We start from the raw sequence: 20,966 nt of genomic DNA on the forward strand, positions 1-20,966 counted from the left end.
GCGCGGATGGGGTGGCTGTTGGCTGGATCCGCTACCTTAGCAAAGATCGCGGCCGCTCACAGTCGGCGCGGCGACAGTGCGACAGTGCGACAGTGCGGCAGTGCGGCAGTGTGGCAGTGTGGCCGTGTGGCCGTGTGGCCGTGGCGCCGCCCTCAGAGCGGCTGGCTGTCCTTGATGCGCTGTTTTGCGGCGTCTTCGTCGGCCTGTTGCTTGGCCACGGGGGCCTCCGGACGCGCCTCGACCTTGGCGCGGATCTTCTCGCGCACGTGGAGGAAGGCGTCGACGTCGAGCATCGAGAACTTCGATTTGAGCTTGTCCTTCTCGCGCGCCAGCTGGGCCTGGGTGCGCGCCTGGGTCGCGCTGGTGTCGGGCACGCCGGCCAGCGCCTGGTCGATCTGCGCAATGCCGTCCAGGTCGGGCAGGGCCAGCGGGCCGGTCTGGCTTGCCGAAGCGGCAAGTTGCAGCGCCTGCGGCGACAGCGACACGATGCTGGCGCCGGGCGCGGCGGGAGCAGCGGACGCTGCATCGCCGCCGGCAGGCGTTGCGGCTGCCGCGGTCGGGCCGGCGCCGTTGGCGCTGGAGTCGGCCGGGGCGGGGAAGGAAGGGGTGATCTGCATGCGCTTGCCGTTCAGGTTGGCGTCGATCCTGTATTTACGGCATCCGCTAGTGAAACTTGATGAGGATTCTTCATGCGCGGATGCAACTTTCGTCCTGAATCGGAACCTTAATCACATCGTGGGCGAACGTATAATGCGCATAAAAATTGCCTCTTTCATAAAATAATTCAGGGTCGGGTCATCCCCATGAGCGACAACAAGCAGATCGACAACGTGACCGAAGGCAAGCCGGGACGGTCCAATCGCATTCCATTGCTCCGCACCGGCATCGCCGGTTTCGACGACATCCTCGGTGGCGGCCTGCCGGCGGGCAGCCTTTACCTGATCCAGGGCCTGGCCGGCAGCGGCAAGACCACGCTGGCCTGCCAGATCGGCTTCACCCAGGCGCGCCAGGGCAAGAAGGTGCTGCTGCTCACGCTGATCGCCGAATCGCACGCCAAGATGCTCAACCACGTGAGCAATTTCGACTTCTTCGACGACAGCCTGGTCGGCTCCCAGATGCAGATGCTGAGCGGCTATTCCAGCCTGGCCAGCGAAGGCCTGCGCGGGCTGCTGCGCCTGATCACGGCCGAGCTTAATCGTTTCCGGCCGGCGATGCTGGTGATCGACGGCTTTCGTTCGGTGCGCGATTCGGGACCGTCGGACCTGAACCTGTCGGAGTTCATGCATTCGCTCAATTCGCTGGTCTTCACGATGAACTGCACCACCATCCTGCTCTCGCCGGTGGAGGGCAACATGCCCGAATCCGAGAACACGCTGGTGGACGGCGTCATCGAGCTGAGCCAGTACGAGCAGGGCATGCAGCTGGTGCGCGAGATCAAGGTGTTCAAGGTGCGCGGCGCCGACCACCTGCTGGGCAAGCATGTGTTCGAGATCAACGCCAGCGGGGTGGAGATCTTCCCCCGTTTCGAGGCAACCGCCACCCGCGCCGGCAAGGTGCCGGGCACGTCCGGGCGTTATGTCAGCGTCGGCATTCCCTCCTGGGACAAATGCATAGGCGGCGGCGTGGTCAGCGGTTCGATCACCTGCCTGCTGGGCAGCCCCGGCGTGGGCAAGACATTGATGGGCCTGCATTTCATCGAGCAGGGCCTGAAGGACGGCGAGCAATGCCTGATCGTGGGCTTCTATGAGGCGCCCGAACGCCTGCTGGCCAAGGCCCGCAAGGCCGGCATGCAGATGGACGCCTACATGGACAGCGGCCAGCTGGAGATGATCTGGCAACTGCCGCTGGAGATGCTGTGCGACGACCTGGCCAAGCGCATGCTGGACAACATCGCGCGGCGCGGCGTGACGCGCCTGCTGATCGACGGCGTCGACGGCCTGCGCAGCATCGTGGTGCAGCCGCAGCGCATCCGGCCTTTCCTGGTGGCGCTGACCAACGAGCTGCGCGCGCTGGGAGTGACCAGCTTCGTCACCGAGCAGCTGCCGTATTTCCGCGAATCCCGTCCCCAGGCCGACCCGACCTCGTCCCAGCTCTACGAGAACGTGATGCTGCTGGAGTACATCCTGTTCGGCGACATCAACCGCCGCCAGATTTCGGTGATGAAGCTGCGCGAGAACGGTTATGACGGCGCCAACCGCCTGATGAATATTTCCGACGCCGGCATCGAGATCGATGGCCCGGCGGCGGGCGCCAGCGGGCCGGCGGTAAACGGAAGCTGACATGTCGACCGCTTCGCCATCCCTGTCGCAACCCGTCATCCTGATCGTGGATGACGAGGTCGACATCACCGACACCTACGCCATGCTGCTGGAGCTGCACGGCTTCAGCGTGGTGACGGCCGGTCACGGCGCCGAGGCCTTGTCCAAGGCGCAGCTGGCCATGCCCGACCTGGTGATTTCGGATTGCATGATGCCGGTGATGAACGGGATCGATTTCTGCGCCGCGCTGCGCCGGCTGCCCGGCGGCGGCACGGTGCCGGTGATCCTGTGCAGCGGCGCGCCGGAGCTGCACGACCTGTCCCAGTCCAGCCACAACCTGTTCCTGCGCAAGCCGGTCTTCTTCGAGCGCCTGCTGGAGGAAATCCAGCGACTGCTGCCGCCGGGCGCCTGAGGCGCCCCTTCGCTACCCCGGCGTCGCCGCCGGCTCCTTCCAGGTTTCAGCCGTCCACGCGTCCGGGGCAGTAGTAGCCCTGCCAGCGATAGCTGTTCTGTTTCTTGCGCTCCTCCCCGCGGTGCTTGCGCCGGCGGGCGATGCCGGCGCCGGCGCGCGAGGCCGGCGGCGCCGACGGATGCAGGGGAAAGGGCAGGCAGGTGGAAAAGTGCCGGGCGACGCTGCCCGGTTTGGCTGTGCTCATGTGTTCCTCGCGATGCGGTGGCGTGCCGCCGGATCCTCCCGGCGACGGAAACACATGGTGGGGCGCCGCCGTGCTTCACGCCATCGGCGCGCCGAGCATATGCGTGTAGGAATGCGCTGTCGTCATCGCCCGCGCAGCGCCGCTTGCCACAGCGGCAATACCGCCTCGCGCGTGAGCGGCGCCAGCGTCACGGCGCCGGCCTCTTGCGGCAGCAGCCAGCGCGCTTCCTCGATTTCGGCCGCCGCTTCCACTTCCCCGTCCCATTCCGCCCGGAACAGCCGGCAATGCACCATGCTGTCCGGCTCGTTGGCGGCCACGGCGCTGTGCAGGCCGAGGTCGGTCAAGCTTGCCGCGTCGGGCGCGATGCCCAGTTCTTCCTTCAGCTCGCGCAGCAGCGCCTGCTGCGCTCCTTCCCCCGCATCGATCTTGCCGCCTGCCTGCATGAAATGCACGCTGCCGCGCTTGCGCACCACCAGCATGGCGCCGTCGGCGCGCAGCAGCAGCGCGGCGGCGATGTGGATGTCCTTCGGGCGCGCGCCGCTCATGGCCTGCCCGCCGCGATCTTGACGCCCGGCGTCTCGTCCGAGGCCACGCGCAGCAGGTAGTCGCCCGCGCGCAGGTGGAACTTGAGCGCCTTATGGATGCCCGCGCAGCGCAGGCCGTGGTTGAAGGTCAGCGGCTCCAGCTCCCGGCCGCCGTCGACCACGTCGATCCAGGCGCCGGAATCGGCCGCCAGCCAGTAATCGCCTTCCTCTGACACATGCCAGCGCAGCTGCAGCGCGTATTGCATCTGTTTTTTCGACTTGAAGCTCAGCGGGCCGAACTGCGCCTGGGCCTGCGCGATCGGCAGCAGCGCGGCCTGCACCGGGCCGAAACCGTCTGTCGCCTCGGCCCCGGCCGGCGCCGGCGTGTTCCATTTTTGCTGCATGGCGCTGATGACGGGGTTGTCGCTTTCGCAGGCGGCCTGGGCCATGGCCGCAGGTGTGGCGAAAACGCACAACATCGCGGCCAGGCCGATGGCGGTGGCCGATACAGAGAAATGAGGGGAGAGGCAGGACAGGCGCGGCATGGCGGGCGATCGCTCCAGGCAAATGGGGAAGTTTGCCATTCTAGCGCGGCTGGACATTAGAACCATTTTGTTGTCAATATTGAAATGTTGTCGTTTTAATCAGGAATTTCCTGATACCGGGAATCGTCGCCAAAGCTCACCATCGCTTCATGAAACCACCGTCCGGCTGAATCGGGCGGAACACGGAGGGAGAGGAAAAATGGCAAGCAGCGCAGAGCGCAAGACAGTGCTGGTGGTGGAGGATCACGAGGATTCCCGCGAGATGCTGTGCGAAATCCTGGAAAACAGCGGTCTTTCGGTGATCGCCGCCGGCAACGGGATCGAAGCCATCGAGCGTATGCAGTCGCAGGTGCCCAATGTGGTGCTGACCGACCTGAGCATGCCCCGCATGGATGGCATCGAGCTGGCGCGCTACATCAAATCGCACGACCGCTACGGACATATCCCGGTGGCGCTGATCAGCGCCAACCTGCCGGCCGCCAGTCCGCACTTTCCGGAGATTTCAGCCTTCCTGCTCAAGCCCTGTTCGGTCGACCACCTGTTGACCACGGTGGCCCAGCTGCTGCGCTGATCGGGGATTGGGCAAAGATTTTTCAAGGGTGAAATATCTGCGAGTTTTTATGATTTTCTCGACAGATATTTTCTGTATAACGTTGTGATTATGGAAAGCATTTCCGCGCCCGTGGGGTGGGCCGGATGCGCGTCCCAAGGGCGCGGCGGAATGCTCCGGCAGTCATAAAAAAGGTTCGTCCGGAACGCTACAGTAATGAAAGTATTGATCGTAGAAGGCGAGATCGACTGGCGCAATACACTCGCCGCGCATGTCGGGGGATTGGGGTACGAAGCGGCAAGCTGCTCGGCCCTGGCGCACGCGCTCGAGATCCTCAAGAGCCGCACGCCGGACATCCTCATCGCCGACGCCGGATTGCCCGACGGCAGTTTCCTGCCGGAACTGGCATCCATCCGCCAGCACTTCCCCTCGATGGGCATCGTCATCCTCACTTCAACCACGCGCCTGGAAGACCGGGTGCGCGGCATGAGCGACGGCGCCGATTACTACCTGGTCAAGCCGGTCAAGCTGGAAGAAGTCTCGGCCACGCTGACCGCGCTGGCGCGCCGCATGAAGACCGCGCCGCACGACAGCTCGCCGCAGTCCGAGAAGTGGAGCTTCAACCGCAAGTCGGGCCGCCTGTCGGCCAACGGCTCGATCGCGCTGCAGTTCACCGACAAGGAAAGCACCGCGCTGGCGGCGCTGCTGCAAAGTCCCAATTACCCGGTATCGCACGGCCAGCTGTTCGACCTGCTGCGTTCGGGCGCCGAAGAGTACGACGCCCACCGCATCGACGCGCTCATCTACCGCGTGCGCCAGAAGCTGCGTTCGCTGGAAGAAGCGCCGATGCAGATCCGCAACATCTACGGCGAAGGCTTCCTGATGCTGCGCCGGAGCGCCGCGGTCGACATCGTGCTCGACATCTGAGGCCGGCGGCTCGCAAAATTTCTCCCTCGCGATTCGCATGCCGGCAGGAACCAGGGCATGCACAATTGTGCGCGGTGGCAGGCAATATTTCCGGACCGCTCGCGCAATATTGCAAAGCCGACTCGTTTTGAGGCCGGTGTTGCAATGCGAATACCGACATGCTGTTCCGACGCGGCACCCCCACAAATGCCCGATGCTGCAGCCGTTGAAAAACACGGCAAGAAATGCTGCATCGCGAAAGATTTGCCGCTTTCGGGTATCATGTTCGAAGTTTCTCCGCTAAATCTTCGAACTTCGCTTCAGGTTTTCCGCTGATTCTGTCCTTCGCGGACACGCCGTCCGCGATCCACCCGCTTGAAGAAAAATGAAGCAGGCCCTCCGGCCCGCCGCTGCATTGCCGTTCGCATCGCGAAGGCAGGGCGCGGGGCCGGTGTTCCGCTTTTTCTATCGTGCTGAACGAACATGACCACTTCCTCTGAATTTACCGGGGCCTTGAACGAGTCCCGCCACCGACCACTTTCCTCGTCCGACTACAAGACGCTGGGCCTGTCCGCCCTGGGCGGCACGCTGGAGTTCTACGACTTCGTCATCTACGTGTTCTTCGCGGCGGTGGTCGGCAAGCTGTTCTTCCCGGCCGACATGCCCGAATGGCTGCGCATGCTGCAAACCTTCGGCATCTTCGCCGCCGGCTACCTGGCGCGTCCGGTGGGCGGCATCATCATCGCCCACTACGGCGACATCATCGGCCGCAAGCGCATGTTCACGCTGTCGATCTTCCTGATGGCCGTGCCCACGCTGGTGATCGGCCTGCTGCCGACCTACGCCAGCATCGGCGTGGCCGCGCCCATCCTGCTGCTGCTGATGCGCACGCTGCAGGGCGCGGCGATCGGCGGCGAGATGCCGGGCGCGTGGGTGTTCGTGGCCGAACACGTGCCGGCCAACCGCTACGCCTTCGGCGTCGGTTCGCTGACCGCCGGCATCACCGGCGGCATCCTGCTGGGTTCGCTGATGGGCATCTTCATCAACAGCGTGTTCGAACCGGGCGAAGTCACCGGCTATGCCTGGCGCATTCCCTTCATCCTGGGCGGCGTGTTCGGCCTGGTGTCGGTCTACCTGCGGCGCTACCTGGAAGAGACCCCGGTGTTCCGCGAGCTGGCCGCGCGCCGCGCGCAAGCCAATGAACTGCCGCTCAAGACCGTGCTGCGCGAACACCGCGCCGCCAGCGCGCTGACCGCCGGCATGACCTGGTGCCTGTCGGGCGCCATCGTGGTGGTGATCCTGATGGTCCCGTCCTACCTGCAGACCGTGCACCACCTGCCGGCCAAGCTGGTGATGCAGGCCAACTGCGCCGGCACCCTGATGCTGACCGTCGGCTGCCTGGCCATCGGCTGGCTGTGCGACCGCATCGGCACCCGCGCCTGCATGATCATCGGCTGGGGCGGCCTGGGCCTGTCCACTTACTGGTTCTTCGGCCAGCTGCCCGGTTCGCCGGAATCGCTGGTGTGGGGCTACGCGCTGGTGGGCCTGTTCGTGGGCAGCATTTCGCTGACGCCGATCGTCTCTACCCGCGCCTTCCCGCCGCCGGTGCGCTTCACCGGCCTGTCCTTCGCCTACAACATGGCCTATGCCGTGTTCGGCGGCCTCACTCCGGTGCTGATCTCGCTGTGGATCAAGGCCGACCCGCAAGGTCCGGCGCACTACGTGGTCGCACTGTCGATCCTGGGCGTGCTGCTGGCCTTCGTGCCGATGAGCAGCAAGGGCTACAAGGCGCAAGCCGGCAACTGATCCTGCCGCCAGTCCACACCCCGGGGCCCGGAGACAGCAACGCTGCTCCGGGCCTTGTGTTTTCCGGCGCCGCGCTCGCGTACAATGCCGTCCAAACGCCAAGGACCCATTCGCCGCGCCCACGACGCCGTCCATGTTCCACCTCCTCCACGCCAGGTTTTTCGCCGCGCCCCGGCCCGCACGCCGGCGGCTGCGCCTCGCCGTCTTTGCGCTGGCCTGCCTCGCATTGCTGGCCGCCTGCTCGCGCGATCCGCAACCGCGTTCCATGCTGCCGCAGGACGTCTACATCTGGCAGCGCCAGTGGACGCCGGCGCTGCGCGCCGCGCTTGCGGCCTCCAATGCGCAGGTGGCGCGCTGGCATGTGCTGGCCGCCGAGCTGGGCGCGTCCGGTCGCTGGATCGACGTCGCGCCGGACGAGGCCGCGCTGTCGGCCTCCGGCAAGCCGCTGCTGATGACGGTGCGCATCAACGGCCAGCTGGCGCGCTTCGACGCCGCCGCCGTCGAGCAGCACATTCTTCAGCTGATGGACGACTGGCGCCGCCGCGGCCTGGCGCCGGCGGCGCTGGAGATCGACTACGACTGCGCCACCGCGCGGCTGCCTGAATACACCGCTTTCCTTGCCCGCCTGAAGCCCAGGCTGGGCGGCGCCGCGCTCGCCATTACCGCCTTGCCGACCTGGCTCGCCAGCCCGCGCCTGGATGCGCTGCTGGCCGCGGCCGACGAGGCCACGCTGCAGGTGCACGCGGTGATGGATCCCCGCCAGGGCTTGTTCGACCCGCAGCGCGCGCAGGCATGGATGGAGCAGTTCGCGCAGCACACCCGCCGGCCCTGGCATGTGGCCTTGCCGGCCTATGGCTCGCGCGTGGTATGGGACGGCAACGGCGGCATCGCCGCGGTCGAGAGCGAACGCCCGGTGCTGGCCGGCGGCATCGCCAGCGAACTGGTCGCGCAGCCGCGCCAGCTGGCGCAGTTCGCGGCTGCGCTGGAGCAGCGTCAGCCGGCGGGCCTGGCCGGCATCGCCTGGTTCCGCCTGCCCACCGGCGACGACCGGCGCGCCTGGAGCCTGTCGACCTGGCTTGCCGTGCTGGCGCGCCATCCCCTGCGCGAAGGGCTGGAGGTGCGGCTGGCGTCTGCGCAGGGCGGCGACGCGCTGCGCGAGATCATGCTGGACAACCCCGGCAACGCCGACGCGCCGCTGCCGCCGCGCATACGCATCGCCTCGGCCTGTCCCGGCGAGATGGCCGGCGACGGCATCAACGGCTACACCATGGAAAGCGACGGCCGGGGACGCTACCTGCGCCTGACGCAAAACGGACTGCTGCGCGCCGGCGCGCGGCGCAACATCGGCTGGCTGCGCTGCCCGGACGGGACGGCAAGCCAGGACGGCATCGCCTTACAGATCGGATCCTGAATGAAGAACATCGGCAAGACCGCCAAGACCGCCAGGGCTGCCAAGGCAGCAAGAATCGCCTGGGCGCTGGGCGGCTTCATCGTCGTCGGCGCCGCCACGGTGGTGGCCTGCGGCCCCGACTTCCCGCTGCAATTGCTGGACAACCGCGCCGGCACGCTGAAGAACACCCCGGCCAATTCCTTCGCGTGGGAAGCCGCGCACCTGGTGGCGCCGGTCGGCAAGCTGCAGGCCGACGAAGGCAGCACCTATGAAGGCCAGCGCGAGGACGCTCCCGGTTCGCTGCGCATGCGCGAGAAGGGCCAGCTGGACGACGCCCAGTTCGCCATGCTCAAGGCCATGCGCGCGCAGCCCGACGGCGAGGCCGCCTATGCCGCCGGCGCCGGGCTGCCGGCCGCCGTGCGCCTCTACACTGCCGGCGCGCAGGACTATCGCGCCGGCGGCGACCTGCTGGCGCGCGCGCAGCAGCGTTTCGAAGCGGTGCTGGCGCTGCCGGCGGCGCAAGCTTCCGAGCGCGCCGTCTGGGCCGCCTACATGCTGGGCCGGCTGCATGCCGCCAACCTCGGCGCCGCCGGCAAGGATGGCGCCGCCGAACGCAAGCAAGCCATCGCCGCCTACGAGAAGACGCGCGCGCTGGCGCTGGCCGGGGCTGCCGATCCGCTGGGCCTGGCCGTGGCCAGCTACGGCGAGCAGGCGCGCCTGCACCTGTTCGCCCGCGGCGAGCAATGCGGCTGGAACGACTTCAGCGAGGGCAAGGACTGCGTCGACGGCATCGCCCCGGCCGACCTGAAAGAAGCCATCCGGCTGTACGCGCAACAGGCCGCGCAGGGATCCGCCGGCGCCCTGTCTTCGCTGCAGGCGATCGCCTTCTGGGCCTTGCAGAGCGGCGACTCCACCGCACCGCTGATCGACGACGCCCTGGCGCGCCGCCTGCTGGTGGCTTACGCGCTGGCGCGCATGGGCGACATCGTCAACGACCAGAAGGACAGCGTCTACGCCTATGACGCCGGCGCATCCACCAGCGGCGCCTCGGGGTTTGCCGATGCCGCGCGCGGCGACGCCGGGGTCAAGCCCAATCCGGTGCTCTCCAGCCTGGTCGACGCCCTGCGGCGCCGCGCGCTGGAAGGCGCGCCCGGCGCCGATCGCGTCGCCGCGCTGGCTTACCGCACCGGCCGCTACGACCTGGCGCAGGCGCTGGCGCAGAAGCAGGACACGGCCTTGTCATGGTGGCTGCGCGCCAAGCTGGCGCTGCGCAGCGGCGACAACGATGCGGCCGCGCAGGCCTATGCCCGCGCGCTGCAAAGCTTCCCCAGGACCGACGGCAGCCTGGAGCCCGCCAACGCCGGCCTGCTGATGGCCGAGCAGGGCGTGTTCACGCTCTCGCGCGGCCAGTACGTCGAAGCGCTCGACCAGTTCCGCCGTGCCGCGCGCGGCAGCACGGAGCAGACCGGCAGCGAGGCTTACTACTATTCGTCGTTCGGCAACTACGTCAACGACATGTCTTATGTGGCCGAACGCGTGCTGACAGTGGACGAGCTGAAGACCTACATCGACGCGCGCGTGCCGGCCTCGCCCATGCCCGCCGCCGACGCCGTGGCCAAGGCGACCAAGAAGGAGCAGGGGCCGATGGCCGCGCGCTACGCCGCCATGAGCCTGTCGCCGCCCACCGTCGACGACCGGCTGCGCCAGCTGCTGGCGCGGCGCCTGGTGCGCGAGGGACGGGTGGAGGAGGCGCTGCCTTACTTCCCCGACGAGCGCGACGAGCGCTTCGTCGACAGCAGCTATGACGAGAACGGCAAGGAAAGCCCGGTCGCCTGGCGCACCCGCGCCAAGGCCCGCGAGTACGGCCAGGCGCTGGACCAGGCCCGCCACGCGTGGCGCTCCACCTGGCGCGCCGAAGGCTGGTACCGCGCGGCGCAGATCGCGCGTCGCCAGGGCATGGAAATCATGGGATATGAACAGGGGCCGGATTACGCCGCCTATGGCGGCAGCTATCCTTTCGGCGCCGGCCGCGACGGCTCGATCTACTACGACGAAAGCGCCAGGGCGCCGCGCCCGGACACGCCGCTGGGCCGGGCCCAGGCGGACCTTGTCGGCCCCTACATCACCGACGGCGAGCGCCGGCGCTACGCCGACAGCGAGGCGCGTCCGTACAAGCGCTTCCATTACCGCGACGTCGCCGCCGGCTACACGCTGAAGGCCGCCGACGAATTGCCGGCGCGCTCGCAGGCCTTCGCCGCCGTGCTGTGCCAGGGGACCGGCTTCGTGTTCTACGACGCGCCGCGCGCCGCCGAACTGTATCGCCGCTATGTGAAGGAGGGCGCGGCCGTGCCCTTCGCCGTCGACTTCGGCCAGAACTGCGTGGAGCCGGACTTCGCAGCGGCGGCGCGCTTCCCCTATGTGCAAGCCTGGCGCGGCACGCGGCGCTGGGTGTCGCAGCATCGCGCGGTTGCCGCCGCGGCCCTGCTGGCGGCGGCATTGGCGGCCGGTGTCGGCGCCGCCCTGTATCGCCGCCGGCGCAAACCGTCGGCATAAACCGTCAGCATAAGCCGTCGGCATAAGCCGGGCGCACGCGGCAACGAAAAAGGCGGACCTCGGTCCGCCTTTTTCACATCCGGGGGAGTCGCCGCCGGGCGCTCAGTTGGCCAGTTCGCGCCGCAGCTCCGAAATCAGGGCCGGATTGACCGGCGCCTCGAAGATGAAGGCCGGCCACTGGCCGTTCACCAGCTTCATCTCGCGTTCGTCGCGGCACAGCAGGATCACCGGCACGTCGCGAAAACCGTCGTGCGCCTTGAGGTAATGCGCCAGGCGCAGGCCGCTCATTTCATCCATCGACAATTGCGCCAGCACGATGTCGGGCCGGCCATGCGTCATGTGCTCGATGGCGCCCTGGCCGCTGGGCGCGGTCTGGATGTCGATATCGTTGAAGGCAAGCCACTCGGTCAGTGCCCGGCTTTCGTCGGGGCGGGAGGCGGCAATCAGTGCGGTCTTGTTCATGTTGGTCTGCTCTCGCGATGGTGGATCGGTAGGCAGATGTTGAACCTGCGGGGCCGGCCGCGCCATCGGGCGTTTCCTTATTTCCGCGCGGCAGCGGCGAGTTGTCGGAATGGATATCGCTTTTCTTTTGCGCCGCACTATACTGAAGAAAATTTTCCGCACGGAAATTCCATGCAGTCCCTCACCCACATCAGCCACTATCGCGACCACGAAATCAGCGTCGTCGGCTTCGAGATGCTCGACGGCTGGCACCTTGCCGTGCAGATCAAGCCGACATGGAAACCGGCCTGGCCGGCCTGGCGCGACAAGCAGGCCTGCTATCAGGATTTCGAGGAAATAAAAGCCGCCGGCCTGGCCTGGGCGAGGCAGGCCATCGACGAACGCCTGCCTGCCTTGTACGCCTGAGCGACTGCGTCCCAGTCCTTTCTTGTCATTCTGTCTCCGCCTTGCATTTGCCATGTCATCTGCGCCGCAGCGCATGCCGCAGGCTTACAATCGCCTGAAGATGACAGGCGACTCCAGCTGGCGCAACAAGCAGCGGAGCGACAACAAGGGAGGCGGCAATGGCGTACGGCATGCGCAGGCGCATCTATCGGGGGATACTGCTGGCGGCATGCCTGTTGCCATCCTGGCACGCGGCGGCGCAGGACGATGCCCGCACGCGGATCGCGCTGATCGGGTTCGCCGGGCCGCTGTCCGACCAGATGGTGCAGAGCGCGCAGCAAGGCGCGCTGCTGGCGATAGAAGAAGCCAACCGGCGCCCGCAACCGGGAAAGCAGGGCCCGCCGCTGCACTTCGAGCTGCTGTCGCAGGACGACAAGAGCAACAGCAACCTGGCCGGCTACGTCGCCAGGTATTTCGTCACCTCCCGGGTGATCGGCGTGCTCGGCCACTGGAACACCGGCCCGGCCATCGCCGCCGCGCCGGTCTACGACGCCGCCGGCGTTGCGCAGGTGAGCTTCACGGCCACCGGCAGCCAGCTCACCAGGAAGGGCTATCGCAACGTCTTCCGCGTGGTCGGCAGCACCGACGACACCGCCGCCTATCTGGCCGAGTCGGCCGACAAGATCATGGACAGCAAGCGCGTGGCCATCATCCACAACGACACGGCTTTCTCCGCCGCGCTGACCGCCGCCTTCGTGCGCGAATTGTCCGCCCGCGCCATCCCGGTGGTGAGCATGCAGGCCGTCAGCGGCAAGACCTCGGACTTCAACGCCCAGCTCAGGGCGGCGGTCGACAGCGGCGCCGACCTTATCCTCCTGAGCGCCATCACCGGCCAGCTGCAACCCTTCGTCAACACCGCCAAGCGCATGAACGTGTCGACCCGCATCCTGCTCACCGGCGGCGCCACCAACCAGAAGCTGGACGACGCCGGCCAGGTCTATGCGATCGAGCCCAACCTGCCGCAGCAGCGTTGCAGTCATCAGAAGGGATTCGAGCAGCGCTACCTGGCGCGCTTCGAGCGCGCGCCGACCACCTTCTCGCGCTATGCCTTCGATGCCGCCAACCTGCTGATCCAAGCCGCCAGGCAGGCCGACTCCGAGCGCGCGCCGGAGGTGAGCGCGGAGTTGCGCGAGCTTCGCTATGCCGGGCTCTCAGGTGACATCGCCTTCGACAAGGACGGCAACAACAGTCATCCGGCCTACACCCTCTACCGCTCCTCGCCGCAAGGCTGGCAGCCGTTGCGCGTGCTGAGCAGCGAGCAGGGCGTGCCGCGCTGCGCACGGGGCTGACGCAGGGGCGTGACGGCAGGCGTCCTGCCGGGGCGTCGACATCCGATTGCCGCTGGCTGTCCCTGGCGCCGGCGCGGGCAGCGACTCCCGCATGCGCTCAATGCGTGCTGGGCTGCGCGCCCAAACCTTGCCGTCCCTCCAGCTCCCGCATCGCGCCGCCATCCGGAGGCATTTCCTCCACGCCGACGCGCACGAACGCAGGCGCCCGCCACATCACCAAAGGCCATCACGGCCCGGGCGAGCCGGCTTCATCCGGTCTTTCCTTGAACGAGAAAACTTAGCCAGGACTTAGCCCAATGTTTTTTTGCAACAACAAACACAATTTGTTGATATTTATTCTCAAAAATTAACAATTCTCATTTATATTTCAGCCTCTTCAAATTTCTCATGAAAAAATATGCTTCCTCGACAGCATCGCGCTATCCGCCACCATCTGCTGGCGGTCGGCCTGGTCTCCGTGAACTCGATGGCATCGGCACAGGGCGTTCCTGCGGACGCCGAACCGGCGGCCTTGCCGGAGATCAGCGTCACCTCCAGCACCGACGCCAAATCCTATAAGGCGACATCGAGCAGCGGCGCCACCCGCACCGATACCCCGCTGATGGAAGTGCCGCAGTCGGTGCGCGTGATGACGGCGCAGCAGATCGAAGACGTGGGCGCGGTGCGACTGGCCGACACGGTCGAATACGTCAGCGGCATCACCAAGCTCAACGACTTCGGCGGCACCTGGGACAACTTCGGCATCCGGGGTTTCAGCAGCACCGACATGGGTTTCCTGATCAACGGCTTTCCCGGATCGCGCGGCTACAATCCGCGCCGGGATACGGCGACGGTGGAGCGCATCGAGTTCCTGAAAGGCCCGGCCTCGGCCATCTACGGCAGCAGCGAGCCGGGCGGCACCATCAACATCGTCACCAAGAAACCGCAGTTCGCCCAGAAGACCTCGGCCGAGCTGAGCGCCGGCAGCGGCGGACTCAAGCGCGCCACCCTCGACACCACCGGACCGCTGAGCGAGCATTTCGCCTATCGCCTCAACCTGATGTCGGAAGAGGGCGACACCCGCAACAGCATGCTCGGCAACAGGCGTTCGCTGGTGGCGCCGGCCCTCACCTGGGTGCTCGACCACGACACCATCCTCAACTACGAGGCCGAATTCCTGCGCTCGAGCACGCCGCTGGACCGCGGCGTCATCAACGTGCGCGGCGCACTGGGCGCCTTGCCGCGCGATCGCGTGCTCAATGAGCCGTCCGACGGCAACATGAGCTTGAACAGCAACACCCACCAGCTGACCCTGGAACGCACGCTCTCGGACAACTGGCGCGCCAAGCTCGGCGCCAGCTACAAGGAAAGCAGTTTCGACGGCTATTACACCGAAGCCGACTCCCTGGCCGCCGACAACCGCACGCTGAACCGTCGCCGCACCTGGCGCCAGCTGCCTTCGCGCGACGCGTCCTTCCAGGCCGAGCTGGAAGGGAAATTCAAGACCGGAAGCATCGGCCACGACATGCTGTTCGGCGCCGAGGCGTCGCAGCTGTGGATGAACACGGAGATCCTGCGCTCCACCGCCAACCTGCCGATCGACATCTACAACCCGGTGTACGGCGCGGCCGTCCCGCCGGTCACCAACCGCACCTCCAGCTCGGACGAGAACCAGCGGGTCAAGGCGCTGTTCGTGCAGGACCAGATCAGCCTGTCGCCGCAGTGGAAAGCGCTGGCCGGCCTGCGCTGGGACCAGTACAACCAGAGCGTGCAGAACCGCGTCCCCACGGTGACCAACACGTCCCAGCAGCAGAGCGCGGTGTCGCCCCGCGCCGGCCTGACCTACCTGCCGAACGACTGGAGCTCCTACTACCTGACGGCCGGCAAGTCGTTCCGCGGCAACAGCGGCGTGGACATCAACGGCCGCGCCTTCGATCCCCAGCATTCCACCGCCTATGAAGCCGGCGTGAAGCTGCAATCGAAGGACGAGAGGTTGGGCGCCAACTTCGCGCTCTACGACATCACCAAGACCAACGTGCTGACCTCCAGCGACGTGCCCGGATACTCGGTGGCCGCCGGCGAGGTCAAGAGCACCGGCTTCGAGGCCGACGTGTACGGCCAGCTGACCACGAACTGGCGCGTCTCCGGCAACTTCTCCTGGGACAACGCGCGCGTGTCCAGGGACAAGACCCTGGCGCCGGGCACCCGCCTGGCCAACATCCCCGCCTACAGCGCGGGACTGCTGGCCATTCGCGAGGATGCGCTGGCCAACGGCAGCCGCTACGGCGTCGGCGGCGGCATCAACTACGTCGGCAACCGCTCCGGCAACACCGCGGACACCTACTCGCTGCCGGCCTACGCCACGGTCAAGCTGCTCAGCTACTGGCAGGCCAGCAAGAACGTCCGGGTCTCCGTGGATGTGCACAACCTGTTCAACCGGAACTACTACACCGGCTCCTGGGGCAACCTGTACGTCATTCCGGGAACCGAGCGCACCGTGGTGGCGCGCGTGAAGATCGACATGTGATCGCGTCGCCCGCGGCCGCGAGCCGACGGACATGCAAAAACGCCCCGGCGCAGCTTGCCGGGGCGTTTTTCATTTGCGCCTCGATGTACCCCAATGCACTTCAATGCGCGGACTGCGCGGCGCGCTGGCGAAACGCCAGGATGCATACCAGCATGAACGCCAGCAGCGCCGCCGATGCCGCGTAGCGGCTCAGCTCCAGGCCTCCTTGCGCATGCGGCTTGTCCAGGAAGTCGCCCACCACCGCGCCCAGCGGCCGGGTCAGGATGAAGGCCGTCCAGAAGAGGATCGTCGGCGATATCTCGCTGGCGTAATGGGCGATCACCACCACCATCAGCAGGGCGCCGAAGATCAGCGCCGCGCCGGTATAGCCCAGGCCGGCGGTGTCGGCCATCCAGTCCCCCAGCGCAGTGCCCAGGGTCTGGGAAAACATGATGGTGATCCAGTAGAACATCTCCGCCCGCGGCGTGTTGATGCTGCTGACCGACACCGAGCCCAGGCTGCGGTGCCAGCTATAGAGCGAGCCCAGAAGCAGCAACAGCAGCAGGGTAGAACCGCCGGCGTAGCCGATGCCCAGCGAGCGGTCGGCGAAATCCGCCAGCGTGGTGCCGACCGTGGTGGTGGCCACGATGGTGGTCCAGTAGAGCAGCGGGTGGAATTTCCCGGCCCTGACCTGCGCGACCACGGCCACGAGGAAAACGACGGCGAATATCGCCGTCCCGATTAGGTAGCCCAGGTTCATCGACATCGAAACCGCATCTCCGCCGGTTTCGCCAAGCGTGGTGGCCGCGATCTTGATCACCCAGAAAAGCAGGGTCACCTCCGGCACTTTGGCAAGCTGTTGTTGGTTGTCTGTCATGGTGTGTCCATAGGAATGGTTTGCGGGTTTGCAGGAACGCCCCCCAGACAGTACAAACGCCGACTTAGCTGATTCTTAGGGCGTGTCGCCGGCGCGGCATCGGGAGCGATCAAAGCCGGGACGAAAAAAAGCCCGTGCAGGCACGGGCCAAGGGGGTATCACGGAGAGACGTGATCAGTAACCGTTGTAGAGCGAATCGGCGCCGGCGTTGTTCCTGGCCGCGACAAGCTCGGCCTTCACCTCGGCGCGGGTCTTGTGCGAGGCCGCCTGCTTGATGATGGGGTAGTTGTCGCCGTTGGCGATGGTGCCTTCACGCTCGGCGTCCACCAGCTCCTGGCGGACCTGCGCGCGCGTCTTGTGCGACTCGGCCTGTTGCAGGATCGGGTAGTTGTTGCCGTTGGCGATCGTGCCGGCGCGTTCGGCGGCGATCAGCTCGGCCCTGACATCGGCGCGGCTCTTGGTGCTGTGGAAAGGCACGACGGGATACTGGTTCAGCGAATGCATGTTGGCGGCGTCGCGCGCCGCTTCCGACGGCGAAGCGGTCTGGGCGAAGGCGCTGAGCGATGCGGCGGCCAGGACGGTGGTGGCGATGATCTTGGTAACGATGGTCTTCATGGTGTTCTCCTTGAACAAAAATACCCTTGCGGGAGGTTGTTCAGCCGTGTCGGCTGTTGGAGTCCACTATGCGCCGCGGACGGTTAACGGCCTGTTTCCCGGTCGTTAAACTTCTTTAACGATGGCGATGGGCAGCAGCAGCTCCGCCTTCAGGCCGGGATTGAGGTTGTGCAGCACCAGCCGGCCGCCGTGCAGCCTGGCCACCGAGGCGACGACGCTGAGCCCCAGTCCCATGCCGGGCGTGCCGCGGCTGGCGTCGCAGCGATAGAAGCGCTCCTGCACCTTGGGCAGCTCGTGCGCCGGAATGCCCGGCCCGTTGTCGACGACCTCGACGCAGATGGTCCCGTCGGTCCGGCGGCCGCAGGTCACCTCGACCTGGCCGCCCTCGGGCGAATACTTCAGCGCGTTGTCGACCAGGTTGCCGATGGCCTGCGTCAGCAGCAGCGGATCGCCCCTGAGGAAGAGCGGCCGCTGCCCGCCGGCCGACAGCGCGCGCTGCCGCGACTCCGCCAGCGGCAGGTAGAACTCGGCGACATCGTCGACGATGGTGGCGACATCGGTGGGCACGAAGCCCGAGCGACGCGCCCCGGTATCGATCTCGGCCAGCCGCAGCAGCGCGTTGAAGATGGCGATGACGCGGTCCACGTCGCCGATCGCGCCCTCGATCTCGGCGTACGTGCGCTCCCTGTCCGGGCGCGTCAGCGACAGCTCTTCCAGCCGCGAGCGCAGTTCGGCCAGCGGCGTGCGCAGGTCGTGGGCGATGGCGTTGGACACGTTGCGCACGCCCTCCATGAGCTGCTCGATCTGGGCCAGCATGCGGTTCTCGGTGGCCACCAGGATGGCCAGCTCGTCCTCGCCGCCGCGATAGGGAAGGCGGTGCGAGAAATCGCCCTGCATGATCGCCGAGGCGGCGCTGTTGATGTCCTTGACCTTGGCCAGCAGGCTGCGCCTGACCACCAGGCCGCCGGCGGCGCCCAGCAGGATGATGACGGCGGCCGCGCTGCCGAGGCCATAGAGGAAGAGGTTTTCCAGCAGCCGGTACTTGTCGATGTCCTGCGCCACCAGAAGCTGGTAGCGCCGGTCGAGCACGAGGTGCCGGGCCAGGATGCGGGTGGCCTTGCCGTCGACGTCGATCGAATAGCGCCCTTCGCCGGAGCCCGGCCGCACGTCCGGCGGCCAGGATGAAAGATTGCCGGCGAGTCGCCGGTGCGAGGCGTCCTCGAGGTAGATGATGTCTTCGGCGCCGTTGACCCGCGGCCCGACCTGGGTTGCGATGGCCTGCTGCAGGCCCGCGATGCCCCGCTCGTTGAACACGCTTTCAAGCCGCGAGGAATCGGCGTGCAGGATGCGCAGCCTGTCCTCTTCGACATATTCGCGCCAGGCATAGCCCAGCGGCGTGGCAAACGAGACCAGCACCAGCAGGCTGAACAGCACATAGCACGCGCTCACCGTGCGCGCCGAGAAGCGGAAAAGATCAGCCATCGGTGCTCAGCATGTAGCCGGAGTTGCGGATGGTGCGCAGCAGCGGCGCGCCCGCGTCGGCGTCGATCTTCTGCCGCAGTTTGCTGATGTGGACGTCGACCACGTTGGTCTGCGGATCGAAGTCGTAATTCCAGACGTTCTGCAGCAGCATCGTGCGCGTGACCACCTGGTTCGCGTGGCGCATCAGGTACTCCAGCAGGCGGAACTCGCGGGGCTGCATGGTGATCGCCTTCCCGCCCCGCGACACCTTGTGGGCCAGCAGGTCCATATGCAGGTCGGCCACGACCAGCACGGTCTCGGCCGTGCTTTCCCGGGAACGCCGCACCAGCGCATCCAGCCGCGCCAGCAGTTCGCCGAATGAAAACGGCTTCACCAGGTAATCGTCGCCGCCGCTCTGCAGGCCCTTGATGCGGTCGTCCACCCCCGACATGGCGCTCAAGATCAGGATCGGCACCTTGTTGCCGGTCCTTCTCAGCGCCTCGATGATGCCCAGGCCGTCGATCCCGCCGGGCAGCATGCGGTCCATGATGATGGCGTCGTACGGCTCGCTGGCGGCGAGGAACATGCCGTCGCGGCCGTTGTCGGCGCGGTCGGTGGTATGGCCGGATTCGGCCAGCCCCTTGGCCAGGAAGCTGGCCACCCGGGCGTTGTCTTCCACGATCAGCAGTTTCATGGCTGCTCCTGCGCGTATTGCATCTGCTGCGCATGCCAGCCGCCGCCCAGCGCGCGGTAAAGGTCGACCAGGTTGGTCAGCCGGCCCAGCCTGGCGGTGATCAGCGACTGGCGCGCGTTGTAGAGATCGGTATGCGCCGTCAGCACGTTCAGGTAGCTGTCGGCGCCGTTGTCATACATCAGCTGCGCCAACTCCAGGCGGCGCTGCTGGGCGCTTGCGAAGCGCTGCTGGGCCGCGAGCTGGTCGTCATAGGTGCCGCGCGCGGCCAGGCCGTCCGCCACTTCCTTGAACGCCGCCTGGATCGCCTTCTCGTATTGGGCTACCGCGATGCTCTTCTGCACCCTGGCCGCATCCAGGTTCGCTTGGTTGGCGCCGCCCGAGAAGATGGGCAGGCTGACCGAAGGCGCGAAGGACCACGCGCCGGAACCCGTGGCAAACAGGCCGCCCAGGGTCGAGCTCATGGAACCGGCGCTGCCGGTCAGGGAGATGGTCGGGAAGAACGCCGCCCGCGCCGCGCCGATGTTGGCGTTCTCGGCGCGCAGCGCGGATTCCGCCTGCAGGATGTCCGGCCGCTGGCGCAGCAGGTCCGAGGGCAGGCCGGCGGGGATGTCCGACAGCAGGCTCTGCTGTTCCAGCGTGGCGGCTGGCGGCAGGTCGGCGGGCAGGTTCTGGCCGATCAGCAGCACCAGCGCATTCTCGGCCTGCGCCCGGGTGCGCAGCTGGGCGGAGTAACTGATCTGCGCCTGTTCCAGCGTCGTCTGCGACAGGCGCAGGTCCAGCTCCGACAGCGTGCCGGTGTCGAACTGCAGCTTCATGATCCCGTAGGTCTGGCGCGCCGCATCCAAAGTGTCCTTGGTGACCTGCAGTTGTTCGTCGTCGGCCAGCAGCGTCAGGTATTGGTCCGCCACCTGCGAGATCAGGGCGATCCGGGCCGCCTGGCGGGCGTAGCCGCTGGCGAAGTACTGCTGCAGGGCGGCGTCGGACAGGCTGCGGATCCTGCCGAAGAAGTCCAGCTCCCACGACACGCCGAGATTGGCCGAATAGTCGTGGGCATAGGTGGTCTTGCCGCTGCTGGACACGCTGGCCGGCTTGCGCGAAGCCGCGAGGTCGGCGCCCGCATCCAGTTGCGGCACGAGGGAGGCGCGCTGCACGCGATATTGCGCCTGCACCTTCTCGACGTTGAGGGCGGCCACGCGCAGGTCCCTGTTGTTGGCCAGGGCGATTTCCACCAGGCGCTGCAGCCGCGCGTCCCGCAGGAAATCGCGCCAGTCGATGTCGACCGCGGCCGGAGGCGTGGCCGCGGATGCCGCCGGGCCGGGCGCCGCGTAGGCCGGGCCGGCCGGATAGCCGGCGGCGACCGGCGCCGCCGGTCGCTGGTACACCGGCTGCAGCGAGCAGCCGGCCGCCAGCGTGGCCAGCGCCAGGCAGATTGCTGAAGTGATGGTTTTCAT

At 66.9% G+C, this 20,966-nt stretch carries 20 protein-coding genes; 10 read left to right on the forward strand and 10 right to left on the reverse strand.

Annotated features, from left to right (window positions below; translation table 11 throughout):
- Window positions 1–152: 152 nt before the first annotated feature.
- Window positions 153–617, reverse strand: coding sequence for a hypothetical protein (locus tag CEJ42_RS18670; protein WP_088752102.1), 465 nt, complete (start codon window positions 615–617; stop codon window positions 153–155).
- Window positions 618–803: 186 nt separating this feature from the next.
- Between CEJ42_RS18670 and CEJ42_RS18675 the strand changes: the two genes are divergently transcribed.
- On the forward strand, window positions 804–2,279 hold the full coding sequence (locus CEJ42_RS18675; RefSeq protein WP_088752103.1) for an ATPase domain-containing protein: 1,476 nt from the start codon (window positions 804–806) through the stop codon (window positions 2,277–2,279).
- 1 nt (window position 2,280) lies between these two features.
- Entirely contained in the window at window positions 2,281–2,670 is a 390-nt protein-coding gene (locus CEJ42_RS18680; protein WP_088752104.1) for a response regulator, read from the forward strand.
- Window positions 2,671–2,716: 46 nt separating this feature from the next.
- On the opposite strand, the gene CEJ42_RS18685 is transcribed toward CEJ42_RS18680, so the two are convergent.
- The 3 genes from CEJ42_RS18685 to CEJ42_RS18695 all read right to left on the reverse strand — a co-directional run bounded on the left by CEJ42_RS18685 (window position 2,717) and on the right by CEJ42_RS18695 (window position 3,983).
- Entirely contained in the window at window positions 2,717–2,914 is a 198-nt protein-coding gene (locus tag CEJ42_RS18685) for a hypothetical protein (RefSeq protein WP_079218395.1), read from the reverse strand.
- Window positions 2,915–3,036: 122 nt separating this feature from the next.
- The gene (locus tag CEJ42_RS18690; protein ID WP_088752105.1) at window positions 3,037–3,459 is read right to left on the reverse strand and encodes an NUDIX hydrolase; all 423 of its coding nucleotides are present in this window, start codon (window positions 3,457–3,459) and stop codon (window positions 3,037–3,039) included.
- Window positions 3,456–3,983, reverse strand: coding sequence for a hypothetical protein (locus CEJ42_RS18695; protein WP_129587780.1), 528 nt, complete (start codon window positions 3,981–3,983; stop codon window positions 3,456–3,458). Before CEJ42_RS18695 ends, CEJ42_RS18690 begins: the two co-directional genes overlap by 4 nt.
- A 199-nt stretch (window positions 3,984–4,182) precedes the next feature.
- Here CEJ42_RS18695 and CEJ42_RS18700 point away from each other — a divergent pair, with 199 nt between their 5' ends.
- The 5 genes from CEJ42_RS18700 (at window position 4,183) to CEJ42_RS18720 (ending at window position 11,188) form a co-directional block, all read left to right on the forward strand.
- Window positions 4,183–4,554, forward strand: coding sequence for a response regulator (locus CEJ42_RS18700; RefSeq protein WP_079218401.1), 372 nt, complete (start codon window positions 4,183–4,185; stop codon window positions 4,552–4,554).
- A gap of 195 nt (window positions 4,555–4,749) precedes the next feature.
- Window positions 4,750–5,460 carry a response regulator transcription factor gene (locus CEJ42_RS18705; RefSeq protein ID WP_088752107.1) on the forward strand — a complete coding sequence of 237 codons (711 nt, stop codon included), beginning with the start codon at window positions 4,750–4,752 and terminating at the stop codon, window positions 5,458–5,460.
- A gap of 462 nt (window positions 5,461–5,922) precedes the next feature.
- On the forward strand, window positions 5,923–7,245 hold the full coding sequence (locus CEJ42_RS18710) for an MFS transporter (RefSeq protein WP_079218405.1): 1,323 nt from the start codon (window positions 5,923–5,925) through the stop codon (window positions 7,243–7,245).
- Between the two features lie 133 nt (window positions 7,246–7,378).
- On the forward strand, window positions 7,379–8,656 hold the full coding sequence (locus CEJ42_RS18715; protein ID WP_088752108.1) for a DUF3142 domain-containing protein: 1,278 nt from the start codon (window positions 7,379–7,381) through the stop codon (window positions 8,654–8,656).
- On the forward strand, window positions 8,657–11,188 hold the full coding sequence (locus CEJ42_RS18720) for a hypothetical protein (RefSeq protein WP_088752109.1): 2,532 nt from the start codon (window positions 8,657–8,659) through the stop codon (window positions 11,186–11,188).
- A 102-nt stretch (window positions 11,189–11,290) separates the two neighbouring features.
- Here CEJ42_RS18720 and CEJ42_RS18725 read toward each other — a convergent pair whose 3' ends face one another.
- Entirely contained in the window at window positions 11,291–11,650 is a 360-nt protein-coding gene (locus CEJ42_RS18725; protein WP_088752110.1) for a response regulator, read from the reverse strand.
- Window positions 11,651–11,821: 171 nt separating this feature from the next.
- On the opposite strand from CEJ42_RS18725, the gene CEJ42_RS18730 reads away from it, so the two are divergent.
- The 3 genes from CEJ42_RS18730 to CEJ42_RS18740 all read left to right on the forward strand — a co-directional run bounded on the left by CEJ42_RS18730 (window position 11,822) and on the right by CEJ42_RS18740 (window position 15,889).
- Complete coding sequence (locus CEJ42_RS18730) at window positions 11,822–12,055, forward strand: hypothetical protein (RefSeq protein ID WP_079218412.1); 234 nt, start codon at window positions 11,822–11,824, stop codon at window positions 12,053–12,055.
- 170 nt (window positions 12,056–12,225) lie between these two features.
- Window positions 12,226–13,383 (forward strand): branched-chain amino acid ABC transporter substrate-binding protein, encoded by a 1,158-nt coding sequence (locus CEJ42_RS18735; protein WP_165774465.1) that lies wholly within the window; start codon window positions 12,226–12,228, stop codon window positions 13,381–13,383.
- 397 nt (window positions 13,384–13,780) lie between these two features.
- Window positions 13,781–15,889 carry a TonB-dependent siderophore receptor gene (locus tag CEJ42_RS18740; RefSeq protein ID WP_088752112.1) on the forward strand — a complete coding sequence of 703 codons (2,109 nt, stop codon included), beginning with the start codon at window positions 13,781–13,783 and terminating at the stop codon, window positions 15,887–15,889.
- 100 nt (window positions 15,890–15,989) lie between these two features.
- Here the strand turns inward: CEJ42_RS18740 and CEJ42_RS18745 are convergent, their stop codons facing one another.
- From CEJ42_RS18745 to CEJ42_RS18765, 5 genes are all read right to left on the reverse strand, one after another.
- Complete coding sequence (locus CEJ42_RS18745) at window positions 15,990–16,745, reverse strand: COG4705 family protein (protein WP_088752113.1); 756 nt, start codon at window positions 16,743–16,745, stop codon at window positions 15,990–15,992.
- Window positions 16,746–16,919: 174 nt separating this feature from the next.
- A complete protein-coding gene (locus CEJ42_RS18750) occupies window positions 16,920–17,360 on the reverse strand; it encodes a DUF4148 domain-containing protein (RefSeq protein WP_129587781.1) in 441 nt (146 codons plus the stop codon).
- A gap of 105 nt (window positions 17,361–17,465) precedes the next feature.
- A complete protein-coding gene (locus CEJ42_RS18755; RefSeq protein WP_088752115.1) occupies window positions 17,466–18,842 on the reverse strand; it encodes a sensor histidine kinase in 1,377 nt (458 codons plus the stop codon).
- A complete protein-coding gene (locus tag CEJ42_RS18760; protein WP_088752116.1) occupies window positions 18,835–19,515 on the reverse strand; it encodes a winged helix-turn-helix domain-containing protein in 681 nt (226 codons plus the stop codon). Before CEJ42_RS18760 ends, CEJ42_RS18755 begins: the two co-directional genes overlap by 8 nt.
- Complete coding sequence (locus CEJ42_RS18765) at window positions 19,512–20,966, reverse strand: efflux transporter outer membrane subunit (protein WP_129587782.1); 1,455 nt, start codon at window positions 20,964–20,966, stop codon at window positions 19,512–19,514. The genes CEJ42_RS18760 and CEJ42_RS18765 overlap by 4 nt, the downstream gene beginning before the upstream one ends.

This window comes from Herbaspirillum robiniae, assembly GCF_002213415.1.
Taxonomy (GTDB): domain Bacteria; phylum Pseudomonadota; class Gammaproteobacteria; order Burkholderiales; family Burkholderiaceae_D; genus Herbaspirillum; species Herbaspirillum robiniae.

Coding starts and splice junctions, on each gene's coding strand:
- CEJ42_RS18670 (WP_088752102.1), bottom strand. CDS start 617: ATGCAGATCACCCCTTCCTTCCCCGCCCCGGCCGACTCCAGCGCCAAC.
- CEJ42_RS18675 (WP_088752103.1), top strand. CDS start 804: ATGAGCGACAACAAGCAGATCGACAACGTGACCGAAGGCAAGCCGGGA.
- CEJ42_RS18680 (WP_088752104.1), top strand. CDS start 2,281: ATGTCGACCGCTTCGCCATCCCTGTCGCAACCCGTCATCCTGATCGTG.
- CEJ42_RS18685 (WP_079218395.1), bottom strand. CDS start 2,914: ATGAGCACAGCCAAACCGGGCAGCGTCGCCCGGCACTTTTCCACCTGC.
- CEJ42_RS18690 (WP_088752105.1), bottom strand. CDS start 3,459: ATGAGCGGCGCGCGCCCGAAGGACATCCACATCGCCGCCGCGCTGCTG.
- CEJ42_RS18695 (WP_129587780.1), bottom strand. CDS start 3,983: ATGCCGCGCCTGTCCTGCCTCTCCCCTCATTTCTCTGTATCGGCCACC.
- CEJ42_RS18700 (WP_079218401.1), top strand. CDS start 4,183: ATGGCAAGCAGCGCAGAGCGCAAGACAGTGCTGGTGGTGGAGGATCAC.
- CEJ42_RS18705 (WP_088752107.1), top strand. CDS start 4,750: ATGAAAGTATTGATCGTAGAAGGCGAGATCGACTGGCGCAATACACTC.
- CEJ42_RS18710 (WP_079218405.1), top strand. CDS start 5,923: ATGACCACTTCCTCTGAATTTACCGGGGCCTTGAACGAGTCCCGCCAC.
- CEJ42_RS18715 (WP_088752108.1), top strand. CDS start 7,379: ATGTTCCACCTCCTCCACGCCAGGTTTTTCGCCGCGCCCCGGCCCGCA.
- CEJ42_RS18720 (WP_088752109.1), top strand. CDS start 8,657: ATGAAGAACATCGGCAAGACCGCCAAGACCGCCAGGGCTGCCAAGGCA.
- CEJ42_RS18725 (WP_088752110.1), bottom strand. CDS start 11,650: ATGAACAAGACCGCACTGATTGCCGCCTCCCGCCCCGACGAAAGCCGG.
- CEJ42_RS18730 (WP_079218412.1), top strand. CDS start 11,822: ATGCAGTCCCTCACCCACATCAGCCACTATCGCGACCACGAAATCAGC.
- CEJ42_RS18735 (WP_165774465.1), top strand. CDS start 12,226: ATGCGCAGGCGCATCTATCGGGGGATACTGCTGGCGGCATGCCTGTTG.
- CEJ42_RS18740 (WP_088752112.1), top strand. CDS start 13,781: ATGCTTCCTCGACAGCATCGCGCTATCCGCCACCATCTGCTGGCGGTC.
- CEJ42_RS18745 (WP_088752113.1), bottom strand. CDS start 16,745: ATGACAGACAACCAACAACAGCTTGCCAAAGTGCCGGAGGTGACCCTG.
- CEJ42_RS18750 (WP_129587781.1), bottom strand. CDS start 17,360: ATGAAGACCATCGTTACCAAGATCATCGCCACCACCGTCCTGGCCGCC.
- CEJ42_RS18755 (WP_088752115.1), bottom strand. CDS start 18,842: ATGGCTGATCTTTTCCGCTTCTCGGCGCGCACGGTGAGCGCGTGCTAT.
- CEJ42_RS18760 (WP_088752116.1), bottom strand. CDS start 19,515: ATGAAACTGCTGATCGTGGAAGACAACGCCCGGGTGGCCAGCTTCCTG.
- CEJ42_RS18765 (WP_129587782.1), bottom strand. CDS start 20,966: ATGAAAACCATCACTTCAGCAATCTGCCTGGCGCTGGCCACGCTGGCG.